21 protein-coding genes are annotated in these 20702 nt (G+C 62.9%); 16 read left to right on the top strand and 5 right to left on the bottom strand.

What is annotated here, in order from left to right; genetic code table 11:
- Positions 1-3: 3 nt before the first annotated feature.
- Both ACSW29_RS11815 and ACSW29_RS11810 read right to left on the bottom strand, forming a co-directional pair.
- Positions 4-579: an HdeD family acid-resistance protein gene (locus ACSW29_RS11815; protein ID WP_230812521.1), complete on the bottom strand. Its 576-nt coding sequence runs from the start codon at positions 577-579 to the stop codon at positions 4-6.
- Positions 580-696: 117 nt separating this feature from the next.
- The gene (locus tag ACSW29_RS11810; RefSeq protein ID WP_448277295.1) at positions 697-1551 is read right to left on the bottom strand and encodes a biotin--[acetyl-CoA-carboxylase] ligase; all 855 of its coding nucleotides are present in this window, start codon (positions 1549-1551) and stop codon (positions 697-699) included.
- A 115-nt stretch (positions 1552-1666) separates the two neighbouring features.
- On the opposite strand from ACSW29_RS11810, the gene ACSW29_RS11805 reads away from it, so the two are divergent.
- From ACSW29_RS11805 to ACSW29_RS11795, 3 genes are read left to right on the top strand one after another with little or no spacing between them, the layout of a single operon-like run.
- Positions 1667-3307, top strand: a complete 1641-nt coding sequence (locus tag ACSW29_RS11805; RefSeq protein ID WP_448277294.1) for an acyl-CoA carboxylase subunit beta — start codon at positions 1667-1669, stop codon at positions 3305-3307.
- On the top strand, positions 3304-3645 hold the full coding sequence (locus ACSW29_RS11800) for an acyl-CoA carboxylase subunit epsilon (protein ID WP_230812517.1): 342 nt from the start codon (positions 3304-3306) through the stop codon (positions 3643-3645). The genes ACSW29_RS11805 and ACSW29_RS11800 overlap by 4 nt, the downstream gene beginning before the upstream one ends.
- 18 nt (positions 3646-3663) lie before the next feature.
- Positions 3664-4305 carry a Maf family protein gene (locus ACSW29_RS11795; protein WP_007731146.1) on the top strand — a complete coding sequence of 214 codons (642 nt, stop codon included), beginning with the start codon at positions 3664-3666 and terminating at the stop codon, positions 4303-4305.
- A gap of 93 nt (positions 4306-4398) precedes the next feature.
- Here ACSW29_RS11795 and ACSW29_RS11790 read toward each other — a convergent pair whose 3' ends face one another.
- Positions 4399-5721 (bottom strand): DUF222 domain-containing protein, encoded by a 1323-nt coding sequence (locus ACSW29_RS11790; protein ID WP_448277293.1) that lies wholly within the window; start codon positions 5719-5721, stop codon positions 4399-4401.
- A gap of 61 nt (positions 5722-5782) precedes the next feature.
- A complete protein-coding gene (locus ACSW29_RS11785; protein WP_448277292.1) occupies positions 5783-7480 on the bottom strand; it encodes an MFS transporter in 1698 nt (565 codons plus the stop codon).
- 149 nt (positions 7481-7629) lie between these two features.
- On the opposite strand from ACSW29_RS11785, the gene ACSW29_RS11780 reads away from it, so the two are divergent.
- The 9 genes from ACSW29_RS11780 (at position 7630) to ACSW29_RS11740 (ending at position 16574) form a co-directional block, all read left to right on the top strand.
- The gene (locus ACSW29_RS11780) at positions 7630-9123 is read left to right on the top strand and encodes a condensation domain-containing protein (protein ID WP_230812510.1); all 1494 of its coding nucleotides are present in this window, start codon (positions 7630-7632) and stop codon (positions 9121-9123) included.
- Positions 9123-10586 (top strand): condensation domain-containing protein, encoded by a 1464-nt coding sequence (locus ACSW29_RS11775; protein ID WP_448277291.1) that lies wholly within the window; start codon positions 9123-9125, stop codon positions 10584-10586. Before ACSW29_RS11780 ends, ACSW29_RS11775 begins: the two co-directional genes overlap by 1 nt.
- A gap of 118 nt (positions 10587-10704) precedes the next feature.
- Complete coding sequence (locus ACSW29_RS11770; RefSeq protein WP_448277290.1) at positions 10705-11610, top strand: sulfurtransferase; 906 nt, start codon at positions 10705-10707, stop codon at positions 11608-11610.
- On the top strand, positions 11607-12023 hold the full coding sequence (locus tag ACSW29_RS11765) for a SufE family protein (protein WP_448277289.1): 417 nt from the start codon (positions 11607-11609) through the stop codon (positions 12021-12023). Before ACSW29_RS11770 ends, ACSW29_RS11765 begins: the two co-directional genes overlap by 4 nt.
- A 4-nt stretch (positions 12024-12027) precedes the next feature.
- Complete coding sequence (locus ACSW29_RS11760) at positions 12028-13428, top strand: condensation domain-containing protein (RefSeq protein WP_448277288.1); 1401 nt, start codon at positions 12028-12030, stop codon at positions 13426-13428.
- Between the two features lie 138 nt (positions 13429-13566).
- Positions 13567-15363, top strand: coding sequence for an acetyl/propionyl/methylcrotonyl-CoA carboxylase subunit alpha (locus ACSW29_RS11755; RefSeq protein WP_448277287.1), 1797 nt, complete (start codon positions 13567-13569; stop codon positions 15361-15363).
- Positions 15364-15439: 76 nt separating this feature from the next.
- A complete protein-coding gene (locus ACSW29_RS11750; protein WP_448277286.1) occupies positions 15440-15865 on the top strand; it encodes a DUF1707 SHOCT-like domain-containing protein in 426 nt (141 codons plus the stop codon).
- Positions 15865-16215 carry a hypothetical protein gene (locus tag ACSW29_RS11745; protein ID WP_448277285.1) on the top strand — a complete coding sequence of 117 codons (351 nt, stop codon included), beginning with the start codon at positions 15865-15867 and terminating at the stop codon, positions 16213-16215. Before ACSW29_RS11750 ends, ACSW29_RS11745 begins: the two co-directional genes overlap by 1 nt.
- Positions 16212-16574 carry a VanZ family protein gene (locus tag ACSW29_RS11740; RefSeq protein WP_317825394.1) on the top strand — a complete coding sequence of 121 codons (363 nt, stop codon included), beginning with the start codon at positions 16212-16214 and terminating at the stop codon, positions 16572-16574. Before ACSW29_RS11745 ends, ACSW29_RS11740 begins: the two co-directional genes overlap by 4 nt.
- Here the strand turns inward: ACSW29_RS11740 and ACSW29_RS11735 are convergent, their stop codons facing one another.
- The gene (locus ACSW29_RS11735; protein ID WP_230812498.1) at positions 16575-17375 is read right to left on the bottom strand and encodes a tyrosine-protein phosphatase; all 801 of its coding nucleotides are present in this window, start codon (positions 17373-17375) and stop codon (positions 16575-16577) included.
- A 130-nt stretch (positions 17376-17505) separates the two neighbouring features.
- On the opposite strand from ACSW29_RS11735, the gene uraD reads away from it, so the two are divergent.
- The 4 genes from uraD to ACSW29_RS11715 all read left to right on the top strand — a co-directional run bounded on the left by uraD (position 17506) and on the right by ACSW29_RS11715 (position 20699).
- Complete coding sequence (gene uraD, locus ACSW29_RS11730) at positions 17506-18024, top strand: 2-oxo-4-hydroxy-4-carboxy-5-ureidoimidazoline decarboxylase (RefSeq protein WP_347872066.1); 519 nt, start codon at positions 17506-17508, stop codon at positions 18022-18024.
- On the top strand, positions 18021-18350 hold the full coding sequence (uraH, locus tag ACSW29_RS11725; protein WP_347872065.1) for a hydroxyisourate hydrolase: 330 nt from the start codon (positions 18021-18023) through the stop codon (positions 18348-18350). Before uraD ends, uraH begins: the two co-directional genes overlap by 4 nt.
- A 64-nt stretch (positions 18351-18414) precedes the next feature.
- Positions 18415-19332, top strand: coding sequence for a factor-independent urate hydroxylase (pucL, locus tag ACSW29_RS11720; RefSeq protein WP_230813208.1), 918 nt, complete (start codon positions 18415-18417; stop codon positions 19330-19332).
- A 53-nt stretch (positions 19333-19385) separates the two neighbouring features.
- On the top strand, positions 19386-20699 hold the full coding sequence (locus ACSW29_RS11715; RefSeq protein WP_448277434.1) for an 8-oxoguanine deaminase: 1314 nt from the start codon (positions 19386-19388) through the stop codon (positions 20697-20699).
- Positions 20700-20702: the final 3 nt, after the last annotated feature.

Genomic DNA, 20702 nt, shown 5'->3' with positions numbered 1-20702 from the left:
CTCTCAGGGCTGGGCGATCTTTCGCAGCACCAACGGGGTCACGACGATGATGATGCCGTACAGCACCATCCACACACCGACCACGATGCGGAAGACGTCGAGTGAAAGTTCCGGCTGCAACAGGACGATTGCGCCGGCAACGATGCTGATGACTCCGAGCACGATCGACAGACCTCGATCGACCGTGTGGCCGGATGCCGCATCGACCAGGTCGAGCACCCCTCGGAATACCCACCACGCGCCGATCACCAATGCGATCAGGACCACGGTCTGCAAAGGGCTTCGGAGAACGAGGAATCCTAGGAGCACTGCCAACGCGCCGGAGATCGCGACCAACGTCCGGGTTCCACCCGTAGCCGTCACGTCCGCGAACGAACGGATTATCTGGACGAGTCCGAATCCGAACAGCTGAATCGCAATGACAACCGCCACCACGAACAGGGTGGCATCCGGCCACGCGAGTACCGCGATACCCAGGCCCAATGTGAGGACACCGAGCAGCACCGTGACGCCGGTGAGTACGCGGCGGGCGCTCTCGGCCGTCTCGGCTTCGGTCGGAACAACGATCGGTGTGGTCATGACGCCCCTAGGCAGCTAAGTAAATCCCGCAGTCGAGTGAAATGAAGGACGGACGGTTGGTTCGAAACAGGTCCGGGCCAAAAATTAGCACTTTGGTGCCAGAAAATCCGGCAAGGCTCACGATTCGGTTACCGGGGCGGTCCGAAGGTGTGTGATGTCACCAGCTGCGACCGCAAAGCTCTCTCCTTCTGCTCCCTCGATTTCGATGACGACGCGACCGGAAGTGTCGACGTCGGTCGCGATACCGAACACCTCCTTGTCGCCCGGCAAAACCGCGCGGACTCGTTTACCCAGCGTCCCGCAGCGCTGCCGGTACTCGGCAGCCAACACAGATGTATCCCATTTCGACGATTCCCAAGCACGGAATTGAGTCGCCAACTCGCGGGCGATTGCTCGAACGAGGGTGTCACGGTCGACGGTCGATGCTTCTTCGATCAGGAGCGATGTGGCGGTCGGGACGGGCAGCTCCTCGACACCCAAGCTCACGTTCAGTCCGATGCCCACCACCACCGCGGGATCGGGCGCCGTCCTTGCCACCTCGGCCAGAATTCCGGCCACCTTCTTGTCACCGATCAGAACGTCGTTCGGCCACTTGAGTTCTGCGGGCACCTCTGCCACGTTGCGCAGTGCGTCGACGACCGCGATTCCCGACAGCAGCGGCAGCCAGCCCATGTCTGCGAGATTCATTCCGGGCATCGACAACAGAACCGACATCGAGATCTGCGCTTGCGGAGGACTCACCCAAGTGCGCGAATGACGGCCGCGCGCACTCGCCTGATATTCGGCGATCAGAACATGACGGTCGGCATCCGGATCTGCCGCTCGCGCAAGGAGATCCGCGTTCGTCGAGCCGGTCTCCTCGACAACGTCGAGGCGGTTCCAGAAAACGCGCGCATCGTCGTTGTCACTGCGCACGAGTGCGCGTCGTAGGGCATTGCCGTCGAGGGGCGGTCGGTTCAAGTCGGTCCACATAGTCCCAGCCTATGACGACAGCGAGAATGTACTGGTCAGTAGCTTGAGCCTGCAAGACAGCGACAATCGGACCTGCCTTCGAAGCCCCCCACGCACTCTCGTTAAGCTCACGTCCATGACCACTGTCCAAGAGCCGAACGCGCCGGCGGCGGCGGCCGCACCCGATATCCACACGACCGCGGGAAAGCTCGCGGACCTGCGGAATCGCCAAGCCCAGGCGCAGGCACCGAGCGGCGAAGCCGCCATCGACAAGGTGCACGCCAAAGGCAAGCTGACCGCCCGCGAGCGCATCACCGCCCTCCTCGACGAGGGCTCCTTCGTCGAACTCGACGCACTGGCACGGCACCGAAGTGTGAACTTCGGTCTCGCTGACAACCGCCCGGTCGGCGACGGCGTCGTCACCGGTTACGGCACCATCGACGGCCGCGACGTCTGTGTCTTCTCACAGGACGCCACCGTCTTCGGCGGATCGCTCGGCGAAATCTACGGTGAGAAGATCGTCAAGGTCATGGACCTCGCGATCCGCACCGGTCGCCCCCTCGTCGGCATCAACGAAGGTGCAGGCGCGCGCATCCAGGAAGGCGTCGTCTCGCTCGGCCTCTACGGCGAGATCTTCCACCGCAACGTCCAGGCCTCGGGTGTCATCCCCCAGATCTCACTGATCATGGGACCCGCCGCCGGCGGCCACGTCTACTCCCCCGCGCTGACCGACTTCGTCGTCATGGTCGACGAGACCTCCCAGATGTTCGTCACCGGCCCCGACGTCATCAAGACGGTCACCGGTGAAGACGTCACGATGGAAGACCTCGGCGGTGCTCGCACCCACATGGTCAAGTCCGGTGTCGCCCACTACGTCGCTTCCGGCGAGCAGGACGCACTCGACTACGTCAAGGACCTACTCAGCTACCTGCCGTCCAACAACCAGGCAGCCGCTCCCCGCGGCGAGATCACCGACCCGATCGTCGGTTCGATCGAAGACAGCCTGACCGCCGAGGACATCGAACTCGACACCCTCATCCCGGATTCGGCCAACCAGCCGTACGACATGCACGAGGTCATCCGTCGCATCCTCGACGACGACGAGTTCCTCGAGGTCCAGGCCGAGCGCGCGATGAACATCATCGTCGGTTTCGGGCGCGTCGACGGACGCTCGGTCGGCATCGTCGCCAACCAGCCCACCCAGTTCGCGGGCTGCCTCGACATCGACGCTTCCGAGAAGGCCGCTCGCTTCGTGCGCACCTGCGACGCGTTCAACGTCCCGATCATCACCCTCGTCGACGTTCCCGGCTTCCTCCCTGGAACCGAGCAGGAATACAACGGCATCATCCGCCGCGGCGCGAAGCTCCTCTACGCGTACGGCGAAGCAACGGTCGGCAAGATCACGGTCATCACCCGCAAGGCTTACGGCGGAGCGTACGACGTCATGGGCTCCAAGCACATGGGCGCCGACGTCAACCTGGCATGGCCCACCGCTCAGATCGCCGTCATGGGTGCATCCGGGGCAGTCGGATTCGTCTACCGCAAGCAGCTTCTCGAAGCCGCCAAGAACGGCGAAGACGTCGATGCACTGCGCCTCAAGCTGCAAAACGAGTACGAGGACACACTCGTCAACCCGTACGTCGCCGCTGAGCGCGGATACGTCGACGCAGTCATTCCCCCGTCGCACACCCGCGGACAAATCGTCTCCGCATTGCGACTGCTCGAGCGCAAGGCCGTTTCCCTTCCGCCCAAGAAGCATGGGAACATTCCCCTATGACCGCAACCACCGAGGACATTCTCAGCGAAGATGTCGCACTGGCGGAGACTGCACCGACCAACGGTGCAGTCGTCGAGGGAAGCGCGACGGACGTCTCGCTCACCGAGCTGACCGAGACGTCGACATCCGACGCGTCGGTCATCAAGATCGTCAAGGGTTCACCCACGGACGTCGAGATTGCGGCACTGGTCAGTGTGCTCGCTGCAGCTGCCGGCAGCGGTCAGGCTCCCGAGTCCAACGTTCCGGCGGAGACCTGGGGCGACCCGACTCAGTTCCACCGCACGCGTGCACCGTTCTCGCCGTACGCGTACCTGAACCCCGCGATCCGTCGCAGCTGACAATCAGTATCTGCTGACGTGACTCAACTGGTTCTAGCTTCAGCGTCCCCGGCTCGCCTCGCAGTTCTGCGGGCGGCCGGGGTTTCGCCGCTTGTCCGTGTCTCCGGTGTCGACGAGGACAAGATTGCCGACAACCTCGGCCCCGACGCCGCTCCCGAAAAAGTCGTGACGGTGTTAGCCGAAGCCAAGGCCGCCGAAATCGTCCCCGGCCTCGCCGCCGACAATCTAACCGACGTCGTGGTTGTAGGGTGCGATTCGATGCTCCTGATCGACGGGCAGCTTCAAGGTAAGCCGGGCAGCGTCGATATCGCCCGAAAGCGATGGGCGGCAATGGCCGGTCGCAGTGCCACCCTCTTGACCGGGCACTGTGTCCTGCGCGTGGCCGACGGCCGCATCGTTCGCATGGCCTCGGATCACAGCGCAACGGTCGTTCATTTTGCGCAACCTTCCACCGAGGATCTCGAGGCATACCTGGCAACGGGCGAGCCGCTCCAAGTTGCCGGAGCATTCACCCTCGACAGTCTCGGGGGCTGGTTCGTGGAGAGGATCGAGGGTGATCCCTCGAGTGTCATCGGCATCGGATTACCTTTGGTGCGAACACTTCTCGAGCGCGTTGGGGTTTCCGTCTCGGATCTCTGGCGCACTCAGAGCATCTTCTGACGAGTTTTCTCCAAGCACGACGACCAGCCCCGCATCGGGTCCATGCCGATGCAAAGCTGGTCGTTTCTGTTGTCTCCGAAGAGGTTTGCGCCTTCAGGTTTTGAAGGTGGTGTTCGCCGGCCGTGGGTGCTGCCCGGGGTCGATCGAGGGCGGCGGAATGAACCACGGTTTGTTGTCGACACCGATCCGGATTTCCCATCTCCCGACGAACCCGGTCTTGCGGTGCATCAGCCGGTGATGTGAACGGCACAGCAGGACAAGGTTGCTCATCACCGTCGGGCCACCGTTAGCCCAGTGCCGGATATGGTGCGCATCAGTCCACGCCGGAACACATGAACACCCCGGGAACGCACAGCCCTTGTCGCGGGCAATCAACGCGACTCGTTGTTCGGCAGTGACCAATCGCTTTCCGGGTTTCGCATCGAGCGGCGCGCCATGATCGTCGAGCAACACGGTCGAGAGGAAACAATCACACCCCAACAACCTCGTCTGCGACACCGACAACGGTCCCATCCACGGCATGTGCCCCACATCGAGATCCGGCAGGTTCAGATCATGTGAGCCTTCGTCGTCCACATCAGTAGCAGAAGGCGCGGCGGCGCAGTCCCGGTGCTCAGCCAGGTCGCGGGCGTTGATGTGCACGTTCACGTGCGGACGCTGCCCGCCATCGGTACCGGTCTTGGCGCAATCCAGATAGCGGCGGATCAATTCGGTGAACCCGTCCGCTGTCCGCTTCGCCGCGGACCGAGCGTCAGGAGTGCCGTCCGGTGCTGGGGTGGGCATCGTCAGATTCGACAACGCCGACAGCAGCATTTCGCCGGTGAGGGCGTCGAAATCTCCGCGGACCACCACCCGACCGTTCAATGTCGAGGCGATCCGCAACTCGTTGCGATCGACATCTTCGGCGGGCGGAATTTCATCCGATTCGAACAACCGCTCCAAGGTTGCGATGACGTGCCGCACCTTCGTTGTCGTCGCTTCCACACCCGACGCAGCCGCGAGCAGCAGGTCGATGCACTTTGTTAGCGCTTCCTCAGGCATGCCTTTAGGTGGGGATTCACAGAACGAGACGATCAGCGCGGCGTGCTCGAAGGAGCAATCCCCGTCATCGAAGCCTGCCGCTACGGCCGGGAACGCGCGCAGCGCTGCACCGAGGGCGGCGATCTTCTTCCCGTCCCGTACCTGCAGCATCGTGTTCGCCGCCAACCACGACCCGACACCGCGACTGGCAATCACCTGATCGTCGGGACGCATCGACAGCTCGTCCACCACGGCCACTCGAACCGCTTCGAGACGAAGAATCTCCGCACTCGCCTCGACAGCGGCCGCGCGTAACTCCGCGGCCGTCAACTGCCACAGACGTCCACGCAACCCCACCGCAGAACCAGACACCACGTCCGACAAATCGACACTCATAGAATCCCCCGATCCCCACCCCCAACAATACTCGAACATCCGTTCGAGTCGAGGGTAACTCTCAGACAGGCGAATTGACCCGAGGCAGGGCAGTCGACGCCAACCCGATGCCGAGCGCAATTGCTGCGATGATCGCGAGTACACGGCGCTGAGCTTCGAGAAATGCTTCGCCGGCAGCGGCCCGAGTGGATGTGTACGCGGCATCAACTGCCACCTGAACGGATTGACCCCCGGCACCAGCGGAGCCGTCGCGGCGACATTGCGGCGCCACCTCCATCGGCGTTCCCGATGCCAATTGACTTGTCGCACAATCGACAAATGCCCTTTCTGCGATGTCGACGAGGCCAGGGCCTACGCCGGCCGCTTCGAGGTGCGCAACGTATTCAGGCCGCTCCCCCTGCACCGCTTGCGGCGCCTGCCCTGCCACGAGCGAGAAGAACACCACGCCGATCAATGCCAGTCCGATGGAGCTACCGACTTGCTGAACAGTCGGGAGAAGCCCGGACACCGAACCTGCGTGTGCGGGCTCGACCGTCGCGAGGATCGCGGTTTGCAGAGGTGCCACGAACAGTCCTAACCCAGCGCCTCCGAGAAGCAGTGGCCCGGCGAGCGCCAGCCAGCGTGGATCAGTTCCCTCGCGTTCGAGGATGACGGACAACGCGATCAACGAGCCGGCAAAAACTACCATTCCCAGAATCAGGACACGGTTTCCGAGCATCCGGTACACCGCCGATGAGAGTACCGCCGCCACACCCATCCCGACGGCCCACGGCAGCGTCATCACGCCCGCTCTCAGCGCGGAGAATCCGAATCCGAACTGAAGCGTGAGGCTGATGGTGAAGATCAGCGAAGTCAAGGTCCCGAAGAACACGAACGCAAGAATCGCACCGATGGCAAAGGCTCGGTCGCGGAAAAGCTCGAGACGAAGGACGGGATCGCCGCCTCGTTTCCCCAGACGCGATTCGTAGAGCACAAAAGCCAATGCCACCGGCACAGACATCGCGAGCATCACCACCAGCCCTGCAGGCCATCCACGCGCCCTCCCCTCGGCCAGGGGAAGGATCAGCAGGAACAGCGCCAGCGACGACAGCGCAGCACCGATCAGGTCGAGTGAGCGCACATGCTCCGCGCGAGCATCGACGAGATGGAAGAACCCGAGAATCAAGGCCGCGATACCGATGGGGACGTTGACAAAAAAGATCAGGCGCCAACCCCAGTCGAACAGATTCCATTCGATGAGCAGCCCGCCGACCAGGGGTCCACTGACCGTTGCCAGGCCTATCGTCGCGCCGTAGATCCCGAACACCCGCGGATGCCTGGCCTTCGGGAACAGACCCGAGATGATGGCAAATGTCTGCGCGGACATCGCACCCGCCGCCAGCCCTTGCAGGCCGCGGAAGACGATCAACATCGTCGCACTCTGAGCGAGCCCGCACAGCAACGAGGCTGCGACGAATACGGACAGGGCGGTCAGAAATACAACTCTGCGACCGAACAGGTCCCCCAGCCTGGCCGCGGTGATCAAGGAACACGCGAAGGCCAGGATGTAGACGCTGACCATGAGCAACTGCGCCGATACGCCGGCTTGAAGATCCACGGCGATGCTCGGAAGCGCAACATTGACGATGGTTGCGTCGAGCAACTGCATGAACGCAGCCGCCAGACTCGTGGCCAACCCGAGCCAGGGCGTCAGAGAAGTGGATCGCCGTCCGCCCTTGTGGTCGGCGCCGACAGCGTCACCTAAAGGGTCCGGAAGCACCGAATGATCCTAATCGACACGACCCTTCTAGAACCTGTTCTTGTTTAGATTGTAGTATTTCGGACAATTCAGTCCCGCAGATGGGATAGTTCGTCGTCTGCCCATTTTCAGAGCAGGCTTCTCGACGACACACGCAGGAGTTCTACTCGATGGATCTGAACTTGATCACCCATTGGCACCCGCTTCCTGGACGGGTAATCGAATGGGGCGTCACGCACGCTTCCGCTCAGCGAGCCGCCGAAGCCGAGATCGACCGAGAACTACCCCCGACCACGATGCAGGATCGCCACCTGCGACGCGCCCGCGTCACCGCAGAGAAGGGCGATCCGCAGTCTCCGTGGATCGGTATCGCCTTCGATTTCGCCGGAACCCTCGACCGCGACGCCATGACGCGAGCCCTGCAGCGCTACGTCCGACGCCACGACACACTGCACAGCTGGTTCTCCTTCGACGAGGCCACCACCGACGCAGCGGACACCTCGTTCGAGGTCCGTCGACACGTCGTGCCGGTGGAGAGCATCGAACTCGAGTACCGCATCGGCGACGACGTCTCCGAATCCGAGGCGATCCGCGCGCTCGTCGCCACCAAGTTCGCCACGGAGACCAGCGCGCTGCAGTGGCCGGCATTCGTTTTCGGCGCCGTCGAGCACGATCACACCGACCCGGAAGCCAAGCCGAGTTTCACCTTGTTTCACGCCGTCGACCATGCCCATTCGGACATGAACTCGATGGTCCTGATGTACGCAGAATTGCGTCAGCTGTACGCAGCGGAAACGACCGGGTCACAGCCCGAGCTAGGCCCCGCGGGAAGTTACGCACAGTTCGGTCGTGTCGAGCGCGCGCGAACAACCGAACTGACGATGCAGTCACCCGCAGTGCATCAGTGGCTCGGCTACCTCATGCGCAGCGGCGGTTCGTTCCCCGGATTTCCCCTCCCGCTCGGCGCCGACGACGCCCCCAAACCGGCCATCGGTTCACGCTTCGACTTGGCCGACGACACCGAGTGCGAAAAATTCGGTGCGATCTGTAAAGCCAACGGCGCCAACTTCATCGGTGGGATCTTTGCCGCCCTCGCGATCGCGGAATTCGAACTGGCCGGGCGCGACAAGTACATCGCTCTCTCGCCGGTCAGCACGCGAACCGAGGCCGACTCGTTTGCGCAGGGCTGGTACATCAATCTGATCCCCGTCGGCATCGACGTCGACGACAAGCGACGTTTCACCGAGTTGGCGAAAGTCGGGCAGCAGGGTTACCACGACGGCAAGGCACTGCTCGATGTCTCTGTGCAGCAAGTCATCGACCTGGTTCTGTCGAGCTTGGCCGACTCGGATTCCGCTCCCGGCGGACTGTCGAAGACGCTCACCCCGCCGCCGATCGTGTCGTACATCGACGGTCGACGCATGCCGGATCCATACAGTTACGTCGAGACGAAGGCAACGGGAATCGTCGGCGGCAAAGAGACTCAGATCGCGTCGATGTGGATCAACCGGATGCACACCGGTACGTGGATCGCCGTGTCCCACCCTGACACCCCCATTGCCCACGAGTCGGCCACCCGCTTCGCGGAGCACGTCTCCAACATCATCAAAACTGTTGCAGCTCAGGGCGATTACTCGTTCTCTGCACCAGAGGGAGTGTCCTGATGCATGTCACCTCGATCGATCGATACGGACTCGAGCCCGGAATCGTCACCGAATGGTCGCTCCAACCCGCTGACGGCGCCGTCACGGAGTCGGAAGTACCACCGTCGTACAACCAGCATTTTCATCTCGAGACTGCGCGGACACACGGCATGGGCCGGAGTGTGTGGATGGCAGCCGCATTCGACCTTCCCGGCGAACTTGATCGGCCGGCACTCGATCTCGCGCTGCGCCTGTTCATCAGTCGCCATGACACGCTGCACACGGGATTCGAGGTGGGCGAGTTCACCACCACCCGAATGGGACTCGACCCTGACGGCACACACATCGAGATTTCCGATCCTCTGAAATTCGATTCCACCGAAGACCTCCGAGCGCACCTCAAGAAGCGATTCACGACGGTGTGCGATCCACTGACCTTCCCTGCCTACACGTTTGCCACGGTCGAACGCGAAGAGCACTACACGGTTCTGAGCGCCTTCGATCACACACTCGTCGACGGCTACTCGTTGGTCATCGCTCTCGGGGAACTGCGACAGATCTACGAGGGACTGATCGCCCTCCCCGAACTCGACGACCACGAGGCCGTCGACGCAGTGATGAGCCGACTGGGTGACCCGGGAAGTTTCGTGCGGTACTGCGAACTGGAGGCCGACGCTCTACTTCCCGTCGATAACGACCCTCGAATCCGGGAGTGGGCCAGGTTCTACGAGATCTGCGGTGGTACATCGCCGAGTTTCCCCTTGGATCTCGGCGTCGAGGGCGGAAAGCCCGCGCCGCAGGGCGCCGATGTGCGCGTGCTACTCGACGAGGAACTGACGGCGACGTTCGACGAGATCTGCCTTTCCGCCGGTGGTAGCGTGTTCACCGGAATCCTCACTGCGATGGGCCTTTCCGTTCACTCGTACACCGGACAGTCGACGCTTCCCCTGCAATTCCCACTGCACATCCGCAAAGATCCGCGGTGGGCCGACGCAATCGGTTGGCTCACCACAAGTGCGCCGATCACGGTGCAGATCACTCCCGATGCGGATTTCGGTGCCTCCCTTGCGCATACGCACGCGTCGTTCCGAGTTGCGTTGACGCTCGAGGGCGTCACCATGGCTCAGGTCCGAGATGCTTTGGGCGACAAGATTCGACGCACGCGCACCGACGTCTTCATGGTGTCGTACATCGATTACCGCAAACTGCCCGGCACCGACGATCACGATCTCCTCAACGCTCATCACATCAGCAACGTGACGGTCGCCGACGATGCCCAGTTCTGGATTTCGCGAACGAACCGTGGCCTCTCGCTGCGTTCGCGCTTCCCGGACACGAAGACGGCAAACGAAACCATGGTGAATTTCCTCACCGAACTCGACCGGATCCTGAGAGAGGTCTGCGCCCGGGGTGTAACCCCGATCGGAAGTGTCACCGAACAATTGAGAGATTCGAGCGTCGGAGCAGGAACACCGAGAATTTAGTATCGGCAACGGGTACGAGCAGGCAGAACCTGCTTCCGGGCGTCTCACCTTGCGCACAGCGCATAGAATCGATCAAGTCCGTGTTCGAACCGAACGATTCGTCTTCAGGAGTACGCCCGTGCCCGTTGCCCCCGACCCCTCAACCGCGTTTGCCGAGTTCGCGCATCCCGACCGGTTGGTCTCGACGGAATGGCTCTCGGCGAATCTCGGTACGCCGGGCCTCAAGGTCGTCGAATCCGATGAAGACGTGTTGTTGTACGACGTCGGCCATATTCCCGGAGCAGTGAAGATCGACTGGCATCTCGACCTCAACGATCCGGTCACCCGCGACTACATCGACGGTGCGAAGTTCGCAGAGTTGATGAACCGCAAGGGCATCAGCCGCGACGACACCGTGGTCATCTACGGCGACAAGAGCAACTGGTGGGCCGCCTACGCACTGTGGGTCTTCACACTGTTCGGCCACGAGGACGTCCGTCTTCTCGACGGTGGCCGCGACGCATGGATCGCCGAGAACCGCGACACCGCTTTCGACGTTCCCGACATCACGTCAACCGATTACCCGGTCGTCGAGCGCAACGACGCTCCCATCCGCGCATTCAAGGACGACGTTCTCGCGCACTTGGGCGACGGACCGCTCATCGACGTTCGATCTCCGCAGGAGTACACCGGCGAGCGAACCCACATGCCCGACTACCCCGAAGAGGGCGCGTTGCGCGGTGGACACATTCCCAGCGCTGTCAGCATCCCGTGGGCGAAGGCAGCGGCACCGGACAGCCGCTTCCGCACCCGCACCGAACTCGGCGAGATCTACGGCGCTCTGTCGGCCGAGGACAACATCGTCGCGTACTGCCGCATCGGTGAGCGTTCCAGCCACACCTGGTTCGTGTTGACCCATCTTCTCGGCTACCCGAACGTTCGTAACTACGACGGTTCCTGGACAGAGTGGGGCAATGCAGTGCGCGTCCCGATCGTCCAGGGCGAAGAGCCCGGCGCAGTTCCTTCCTCCGTATCGGCGTCATGAGCACTCTTCCTTCGGCTCTGGCCGAGATCGTCGACGACTTCGCAGCCGTCGGCGCCTCGGACAAGCTCACTCTTCTTCTCGAGTTCAGCCGAGAGCTACCGCCGTTGCCGGCGGAGCTCGAGCAGAGCGCGATGGAGCCGGTCCCCGAATGTCAGTCGCCGCTGTTCCTCTCGGTCGACGATTCGGATCGCGACAACGTCCGTCTGTACTTCAGCGCGCCCCCCGAGGCTCCCACGACGCGTGGTTTCGCATCGATCCTCGCGCAGGGGCTCGACCGTCACAGCGCGGACGAGATCCTCGCTGTACCCGACGACTTCTATTCGGCGCTCGGTCTCGCAGAAGCTGTGAGCCCGCTCCGTCTGCGCGGAATGTCGGCCATGCTCGCGCGCATCAAGCGGCACTTGCGGGGCTGAAAACATGGAGTTCACCGAACTGGCCGACTATGCGATTCCGGCCGGCGCACTCGTCGAATGGTTGCCGTGCGCAACCGGGCCTTGGGTTCCGGATCCGCGGCCCGTCTCCTACATTCACGAGGCACATCTCAACCGTTCCGCTGCAGGTGCGGGCGACAAGTCTTGGCTGGGAACAGCTTTCGAGATTTCCGGCCCGCTCGACGTCGATGCGTTCCGAGTCGCCCTCGGCCGCTGGATCGACCGTCATGAAGTTCTGCGCTCGCATACCGTCCTCGAGCCCTCGAGTGGCGAGATCACCCGGCACACCGTCCCAATCGGCGGAATCGACATCGGCGTCGTCAGCCACGGCTACGACGCGTCCAGCCAGGACAACTTCGATCACCTTCACCGCTTGTTCGACGATTACGCGTCCCCGCACAGTTGGCCGTCGTATGTCTTCGCGACGTTGACGCCACGCGGTGGCGACGGTCCGTTCACCGTGTTCTTCGCGGCGGATCACTCGATCATCGACGGTTTCTCGATCGTCCTGGTCGCCCACGAGATCGGTGCGCTGTACCGCGAGGCCTCGACCGGTAGTGCTGCAAATCTGTTTCCGGTGGGCAGTTACGTCGATTTCGGTGCCGTCGAGCGCGAGCAGATGGCCGACATGGAAGCCGAGAAGGCTGCGGTCGAGATCTGGCGTAGGGCTCTCGACACGGACGGATTACCCCAGTTCCCGCTACCGATCGGTGAACGTGGACCCGATTCTCAGAACGGCCTGTCGACCTGGCTGCTCGACGCCGACCAGTCAAAGGCCTTCAGTTCGACGTGCGCAGCCGCCGGTGTCGGGTATTTCGCCGGTCTTCTCGGTTGTCTTGCCGCCGTGGGTCGTGAAGTCGCGGCGGCCGATCGATTCGAGGTCGTGACGCCGGTCCACACCCGCAGCGCTCAGGAGTGGGCGGGGGCGCTCGGTTGGTTCGTCGGACTGTGCCCGGTCGAGTTCGTGGTCGGATCGGACTGTTCGTTCGGCGACCTCGCGAAGCGCGCCGCCGACTCGATCGCTTCGGTCAAGCCTGCCGCCGCTGTCCCGTTCGATCGGATCGGCGAGCACCTCGGAACGCCCATCCGACCGCGATTCGTGGTGTCCTACATGGACGTTCGCTTTGTACCCGAGGCCGCACAGTGGCCCGAATGGAACGCTAGAGCACTCCGAAGCAAGGCATACACGCACGACGTCTACATCTGGATCAACCGCACACCCCAGGGCCTCAACCTCGCAGTCAGGTACCCAGGCAACGAGACGGCGAATGCCGCGGTCCACGCCTACGTTGCCGCACTGCGCCGGATCGTCGAAGAAATCGTCACCGAACCGGACACCGGCACCTCCGACAGCTACTCATCGGTAGTTTTCGAAACCGTTTCCTAAGCCGGAGTGGGCTTTAGCGATCCGGTTACAACCAGCGCCGAAGCGATGCATACACTCCGAAGTGATGCCAATCCCCCGATGGTGAAATCCCAGAGGAATACACCGCGGAGACAGACTATGCGAACCACAGGAGGCTCAGTGCCCAGTCATGCCAGCGCGCACATTACGAAGGTGCTTGTCGCGAACCGCGGTGAAATCGCGGTACGGGTCATCCGGGCGGCCAAGGATGCCGGCTACGGCAGCGTTGCCGTCTACGCCGAGCCCGATGCAGAAGCGCAGTTCGTGAAGCTCGCAGACGAGGCATTCGCCCTCGGTGGACAGACGTCCGCCGAGTCCTACCTCGTGTTCGACAAGATCCTCGACGCAGCCAAGAAATCCGGCGCCGACGCCATCCACCCCGGCTACGGTTTCCTCTCCGAGAACGCCGACTTCGCCCAGGCGGTCATCGACGCGAACCTGATCTGGATCGGTCCCTCGCCGCAGTCCATCCGCGACCTCGGCGACAAGGTCACCGCTCGCCACATCGCGGAGCGTGCGAAGGCACCGATGGCGGCCGGCACCAAGGATCCCGTCAAGGGCGCCGACGAGGTCGCGGCATTCGCCAAGGAATACGGCGTACCGGTTGCGATCAAGGCTGCCTTCGGCGGCGGTGGGCGCGGCATGAAGGTCGCGCAGACCATCGAGGAAATCCCCGAGCTGTTCGAGTCGGCAACCCGTGAGGCCATCGCAGCCTTCGGTCGCGGCGAGTGCTTCGTCGAGCAGTACCTCGACAAGGCCCGCCACGTCGAGGCTCAGGTCATCGCCGACCAGCACGGCAACGTCGTCGTCGCCGGTACCCGCGACTGCTCGCTGCAGCGTCGCTTCCAGAAGCTCGTCGAAGAGGCTCCCGCCCCCTTCCTGACGGACGACCAGCGTGCACGTATCCACGCGTCCGCGAAGGCCATCTGTAAGGAAGCCGGCTACTACGGCGCCGGAACGGTCGAGTACCTGGTTCAGGGCGACACCATTTCCTTCCTCGAGGTCAACACCCGCCTGCAGGTCGAGCACCCCGTGACAGAAGAGACCGCGGGCATCGACCTCGTGCGTCAGCAGTTCCTCATCGCCAACGGCGAAGAACTCTCCATCAAGGAAGATCCCACCCCGCGTGGACACTCCTTCGAGTTCCGCATCAACGGTGAAGACGCCGGTCGCGGCTTCATGCCTGCCCCCGGCCCGGTCTCCGTCTACCGTGAGCCCACAGGCCCCGGCGTTCGCGTCGATTCCGGTGTTGTCGCCGGCGACGTCATCGGTGGACAGTTCGACTCCATGCTCGCCAAGCTCATCGTCACCGGAGCGACCCGCGAAGAAGCCCTCCAGCGGGCATCGCGCGCCCTGGCCGAGTTCGAGATCGACGGCCTCGCGACCGTCCTCCCGTTCCACCGCCACATCGTCGAGAACCCGGCATTCGTCGGTGACGGCGAGAAGTTCGACATCTACACCAAGTGGATCGAAACCGACTGGGAAAACACCATCGAACCGTACGCCGGTTCCGGTGCCCCGGCCGACGACGAGGACGAGGCTCTGCCGCGTCAGAACGTCGTCGTCGAGGTCGGTGGACGTCGCGTCGAGGTCTCCCTCCCGGGCCAGTTCTCGCTCGGCAACGGCGGCGGCGCTGCCTCCGGAGCGATCCGCAAGAAGCCGAAGGCGCGCAAGCGCGGCGGCGCCGGCGGAGGTGCAGCATCGGGTGACGCTGTCACCGCTCCGATGCAGGGCACCGTCGTCAAGGTCGCAGTGACCGAAGGCCAGGAAGTTGCCGAAGGCGATCTGATCGCGGTTCTCGAAGCCATGAAGATGGAAAACCCCGTCAACGCGCACAAGGCCGGTGTCGTCACCGGACTGTCCGTCGAGCCGGGTGCAGCAATCACGCAGGGAACGGTTCTCGCAGAACTGAAGTAGGGCCTCCGGCCCCGTGCGCCTTTCCGGTAGTCCCCACTACCGGAAAGGCGCACAGTCGTTTGAGTAGGCTGTAACGATGGCTGACGTCCCCGACATTCGCATCGGCACTGCAGAACGCGAGCAGGCACTTGATCTCCTGAGCGAGCACTTCGCTGCAGGGCGCCTCACCGTCACGGAATTCGACGAGAGAAGCGGAATCGTCAGTGCCGCAACAACTCGCAGTGAACTCGTTCCGGTGTTCGCCGATCTACCGGGCAACTATCAAGCCCCCGGCACCGCTCCCCTGTCGATGGTGACGCCTCCCGACGCACCGGCGGAGCGAGGGTTCAACCCCGACTGGTCCGGACGGATCATGGCCGTCATCCCGATTCTCGCGGTGATCCTGTTCTTCGTCACCGGTACCTGGTTGTGGTTCCTCGCCATTCCCCTTGCCGGTGCGCTGCTGTTCGGCACCGACAGGGAACGCAAAGCCAAGCGCCGCCGCGCGCGGGACTCCGACTGATGGAGCCGATCGAGATCAACGCAGGTGGCTGGTATCTGCGGGCATTGCGCGCAGACGAGCGTGTGGACGACCGCCCAGCGCTTGCCGACGGCGGTATCACCGACCCCGAGTACGTGAGTCAGCGGAGCGTTCAGTGGAATGAAAACAGCGTCTACTCCTGGGCCGTGTGCCAACCCAACACCGGTGAGCTTCTCGCCGAGGTCGTTCTGACGCCTCTCGACTCCACCGCTCTGCTCACCGGCTGGGCCCGCGAAGGGCACACCGAGGCACTCTCGACAGCTGCCGAGGCTGTCACGAGGTTCGCAGAGGGTGCACTCGGACTCGTTGTCGTCGAGGGGCAGACGAATTGAAGAACAACCGATACTGGCCGCTGGCGATAGCCGTGGTCATTGCCCTGATCATGTTGTTCTCTCCGGGCTCCACCGTGCCGTCGAGCCCGGAGAACACCGACAAGATCACCCACACGTTGATGTTCGTGGTGTTGGCGATCACCTCGCTGCACGCCCGGATCCCGGCGTGGCTCACGGCGGTGTGGCTGGTGATCTTTGCCGCGATATCCGAGGTTCTTCAAGCAGCGCTGCCCATTTCGCGTTCGGGTTCGATATGGGACGGCACCGCCGACCTGCTCGGCATTGCCATCGGGATCGGTATCGTCAGCCTCGTGATGCGGCGTCGAACGGCCCGCGACGACGAGCCGAGCAGGTCCTGATCAGCTGAGCAGGTTGCTCCGCAATTGGTCCTGGGTCGACGCGTCGATCTTCAGGCCGTCAGCGAAGTACGCCTCGATCGATCCGTGGACCTGCTCGAGCTCTGCCATCGACGCCTCCAGGTACTCGCGCCTGACACCGAGGACACCTTCGAGCAGAGTCGGGTCGATACCCTTCGCCTCGAATCGTTCGAGGAGTGGCGCGAACATCGGCAACAGAATCTTGTTGGTTTCGAGGTAGTCCGCGAAGACCGCGTCCTCGGAGGCACCCAGGAACAGCAGTAACGCGGCCGCTGCCCAACCCGTGCGATCCTTGCCCGTGGTGCAGTGAACGAGAGCCGGCGAGCTGGACGGCTGCGCCAAGTCGACGAATAGTTGCCGGTACGACGCGACCGCACTCGGCAAGGTCACGAAATCGCGGTAGCTTCCCTGGAAGTATTCGAGTGCCTGGCCGCTGCCCAACGCTTCGGCAGCGAATGCCGGGTCGGCGATCATCTGCTGCATCTGAGCTGGAATGGCGCGATACTGCTTGTCCGCCAATACGTCCAGGCCGAGTTCCCGGATACCTTCCGGCGTCAGGTCCGGCGCCGTCTCACGTTCGGATTCGGTGCGCAGATCGTAGATCGTGACGATTCCCAGATCGGCGAGGGTCTGTGCTCCCTCCGCACTGAGCGATGCCAGGTCCGTGGAACGAAACACGCTCCTGGTGCGGACGGTGCCACCGAAGCTCGATTCGGGGCCACCGATGTCTCGGAGGTTCGCCAGGGACGGTACGACGGAAGACAGCTTCGGAGTGTCGGTCATACCTGAGAATGTATCGGTCGCCAAGAAAGTGTGATCCGGAAAGGGCGGCCGGAGAAACAAGATCGAGACACATCATCTCCCGTAATTGCTGCGCTACAGATCCGTAACATGCTCAAGTAATCCTGTGGACATGCCTACAACGAATTCCAGTGGTCTCGGAGCCTTCGACGCGCTCGGTGACCGCCAGGCAGTCGCAGCCCTGCTCGAGTGTTGCCATTCCGCCATGTGGGCAGAGCAAATCGCCGGGTCGCGCCCCTTTGCCGATCTGAAGGCTCTGTTCGACACGGCAGATGCGGTGCTGGCCAAGCTTCCCGAATCCGAGATCGACGACGCACTGTCCGGCCACCCGCGAATCGGCGAGCGAACCGAGAGCGCGTCCTCGATCCGAGAGCAGTCGGGCGTTTCGTCCGCGACAGAAGATGTACTCGCGGAACTTCGGCAGAAGAACGCCGAGTACGAGGACAAATTCGGCCATGTTTACCTGGTCTGCGCGTCGGGGAAATCTGGAACGGAGCTCCTCGACATCCTTCGAGGTCGTCTCCGAAACGACCCGGCGACCGAGCGTTCCGTGCTTCGAACCGAATTGGCCGCCATCAATCGGATCAGACTTGCCCGTCTGATCGATTCACTCGCCGGAGGCGCAGCATGAGCAAGTCCCTGAGCACGCACGTTCTCGACGCGACGACGGGCAATCCCGCGGCGGGGATTCGCGTCGAACTTCGCGATCGAGACGGCGCCACGATCACCACTGCCGAGACCGATTCCGACGGCCGTATCCCCGAACTTGCTCCGGGCGGCCTGACCGCCGGCCACTACACCCTGACTTTCGACACCGGAACGTATTTCGAGACCAACGGACAAGAGAACTTCTACCCGGAAGTGACAGTGACCTTCCGGGTGGACGACACGGCACGGGGCTATCACGTCCCATTGTTGCTGTCGCCCTTTGCTTATTCCACCTATCGCGGGAGCTGAACACGTGACTACCGAAAACATCACAACCGGCAACATCACGACCGGCAATACAAGCGCCGAACGGTTGAGCGGATCGATCGAACTCTCGGGTCACCAGTACGGCAAAGCGGAAAATCGGGTAGTCCGAATCTATCGAGACACCCCCCGTCACGAGATTCACGACATCAACGTCTCCACCTGCCTGCGTGGAGATTTTGCCGACGCGTACCTCACCGGTGATCAGTCGAAGGTTCTGCCGACCGACACGCAGAAGCAAACGGCCTATTCCTATGCCAAGGAAAAGGGTCTGATCTCGATCGAGACGTACGGACTCGAACTCGCCCGCCATTTCGTCGACGACATCGAACCGGTCAGTGGCGCGCGGATCGAGATCGAGGAATACGCCTGGGAGCGTGCGGTTGTCGACGGCAGCGAGCACGACTACACCTGGATTCGGAAGGGGCAGGAAGTTCGAACGGCGTCGATCACCATCTCCGATACGGGGACAGCCGATGCCGGGACGTGGGTGATCGGCGGCTTGAAGGACCTGGTGATCCTCAAATCGACCGGTAGTGAGTTCTCGGGTTTCCTCGAAGATCCGTACACGATTCTGGAGCCGACCGACGACCGCGTCATGGCGACGACGTTGGTCGCCCAGTGGCGATTCGTCACCACCGACGTCGACTGGGAATCGGTCTACGCGGGCATCAAGGCACAGATCGTCAAGCAGTTCGCACAGGTACATTCACTTGCCCTGCAGCAGACGCTCTTCCACATCGGCAAGGCAATCCTCGAGGAATTCCCGATCATCGCGGAAGTTCGACTGTCCGCCCCCAACAAGCATCATTTCGAATATGCACTCGGCCGCTTCGGAGTGGAGAACGACAACGAGGTGTTCCACGCTGCGGATCGTCCGTACGGCCTTATCCAAGCGGCGGTCAGTCGATCCGACGCGCCAGACGCGGGACCCTCGTGGACCACCTATGCCGGCTGGTTGTCGTGACCGAATCAGCTCTCGGGACAACACTCGTCGTGGCGGGCGCCCATGTCGTCACGATGGACGGCGACCGCTCCGAGCACTCCGACGGCTACGTCGTGATCTCGGGCAACAAGATCGTCGACGTGGGGGCCGGAAAGGCGCCCGTGCACCCGAGTGCGCAAGTGATCGACGGCAACGGTTGCCTGATCACACCCGGTCTGGTCAACACTCATCATCATCTCTACCAATGGATCACCCGTGGCCTGGCAGCAGACTCGACACTCTTCGAGTGGCTGACCACGCTGTACCCGGTCTGGGCGGGTATCGACGCCGACGCCGTCCACGTGGCGGCTACCGGCGGCCTCACTTGGTTGGCAAAAACCGGATGTACGACCACCACCGACCACCACTACGTCGTTCCCCGCGACGCCGGCGACGTTTTCGAAGCCGAGATCACCGCCGCTGCGCAGGTCGGCCTTCGATTCCACCCGTGTCGTGGGTCGATGGATCTCGGCCAGAGTTCCGGCGGCCTGCCACCGGATCACGTCGTGGAAGAACTCGATGACATCCTGACCGGCACGCAGTCGGTGGTCGACCGTTGGCACGACCCGAATCCCGGTTCGATGCTGCAGATCGCGGTAGCCCCCTGCTCACCCTTCTCGGTGACGGAGTCATTGCTCCGAGAGTCCGCGACGCTGGCCCGCGAAAACGTCGTGCGTATGCATACGCATCTGGCCGAGACCCTGGACGAGGAGAGCTTCTGCCGAGAGCATTTCGGTTGCACGCCGGTCGAATACATGGAACGCGTCGGCTGGGTGGGCCCGGACGTCTGGTACGCCCACGCAGTCCATCTCGACGATGCCGGTATCGAGACGATGGCGCGAACCGGAACTGCGGCGGCGCACTGCCCGACCTCCAATGCGCGCCTGGGAGCCGGTATCGCCCGTGCCGCCGATCTGGTGAACGGCGGGGTCACTGTGGGCCTCGGTGTGGACGGCGCGGCGAGCAACGAAGCATGCAGCCTGATCGAGGAGTCTCGTCATGCGCTTCTGTTTGCTCGGGCCAAGGGCGGACCGCAGACGATGACGGTGCGAAAAGCCTTGGAATTGGGAACGATCGGCGGCGCACGAGTTCTGGGCCGCGACAGCGAGATCGGATCGATCGAGGTCGGAAAACTTGCCGACCTGGCGGTGTGGAAACTCGACACCGTCGCGCATGCCGGCATCACCGATCCGGTGGCAGCGCTCGTGCTCGGCTCGACTCCCCCGCTGAAGTTACTGCTTGTCAACGGGCGAATCGTAGTTGCCGACGGACGAGTCACCACCGTCGACGAGGACGTCGTGGCCTCGGATGTCGCGCGCGCACAGCGCGACCTACTCGGAAAGGCTTGAGGT

Source organism: Rhodococcus sp. GB-02, assembly GCF_053470465.1.
This window is presented reverse-complemented; position numbering and strand designations above follow the sequence as displayed.

Bases quoted from the DNA above. Each gene is read 5' to 3' on its own strand.
- ACSW29_RS11815 (WP_230812521.1), bottom strand. From the start codon at position 579: ATGACCACACCGATCGTTGTTCCGACCGAAGCCGAGACGGCCGAGAGC.
- ACSW29_RS11810 (WP_448277295.1), bottom strand. From the start codon at position 1,551: ATGTGGACCGACTTGAACCGACCGCCCCTCGACGGCAATGCCCTACGA.
- ACSW29_RS11805 (WP_448277294.1), top strand. From the start codon at position 1,667: ATGACCACTGTCCAAGAGCCGAACGCGCCGGCGGCGGCGGCCGCACCC.
- ACSW29_RS11800 (WP_230812517.1), top strand. From the start codon at position 3,304: ATGACCGCAACCACCGAGGACATTCTCAGCGAAGATGTCGCACTGGCG.
- ACSW29_RS11790 (WP_448277293.1), bottom strand. From the start codon at position 5,721: ATGAGTGTCGATTTGTCGGACGTGGTGTCTGGTTCTGCGGTGGGGTTG.
- ACSW29_RS11780 (WP_230812510.1), top strand. From the start codon at position 7,630: ATGGATCTGAACTTGATCACCCATTGGCACCCGCTTCCTGGACGGGTA.
- ACSW29_RS11775 (WP_448277291.1), top strand. From the start codon at position 9,123: ATGCATGTCACCTCGATCGATCGATACGGACTCGAGCCCGGAATCGTC.
- ACSW29_RS11765 (WP_448277289.1), top strand. From the start codon at position 11,607: ATGAGCACTCTTCCTTCGGCTCTGGCCGAGATCGTCGACGACTTCGCA.
- ACSW29_RS11760 (WP_448277288.1), top strand. From the start codon at position 12,028: ATGGAGTTCACCGAACTGGCCGACTATGCGATTCCGGCCGGCGCACTC.
- ACSW29_RS11750 (WP_448277286.1), top strand. From the start codon at position 15,440: ATGGCTGACGTCCCCGACATTCGCATCGGCACTGCAGAACGCGAGCAG.
- ACSW29_RS11745 (WP_448277285.1), top strand. From the start codon at position 15,865: ATGGAGCCGATCGAGATCAACGCAGGTGGCTGGTATCTGCGGGCATTG.
- ACSW29_RS11735 (WP_230812498.1), bottom strand. From the start codon at position 17,375: ATGACCGACACTCCGAAGCTGTCTTCCGTCGTACCGTCCCTGGCGAAC.
- uraD (WP_347872066.1), top strand. From the start codon at position 17,506: ATGCCTACAACGAATTCCAGTGGTCTCGGAGCCTTCGACGCGCTCGGT.
- uraH (WP_347872065.1), top strand. From the start codon at position 18,021: ATGAGCAAGTCCCTGAGCACGCACGTTCTCGACGCGACGACGGGCAAT.
- ACSW29_RS11715 (WP_448277434.1), top strand. From the start codon at position 19,386: ATGGACGGCGACCGCTCCGAGCACTCCGACGGCTACGTCGTGATCTCG.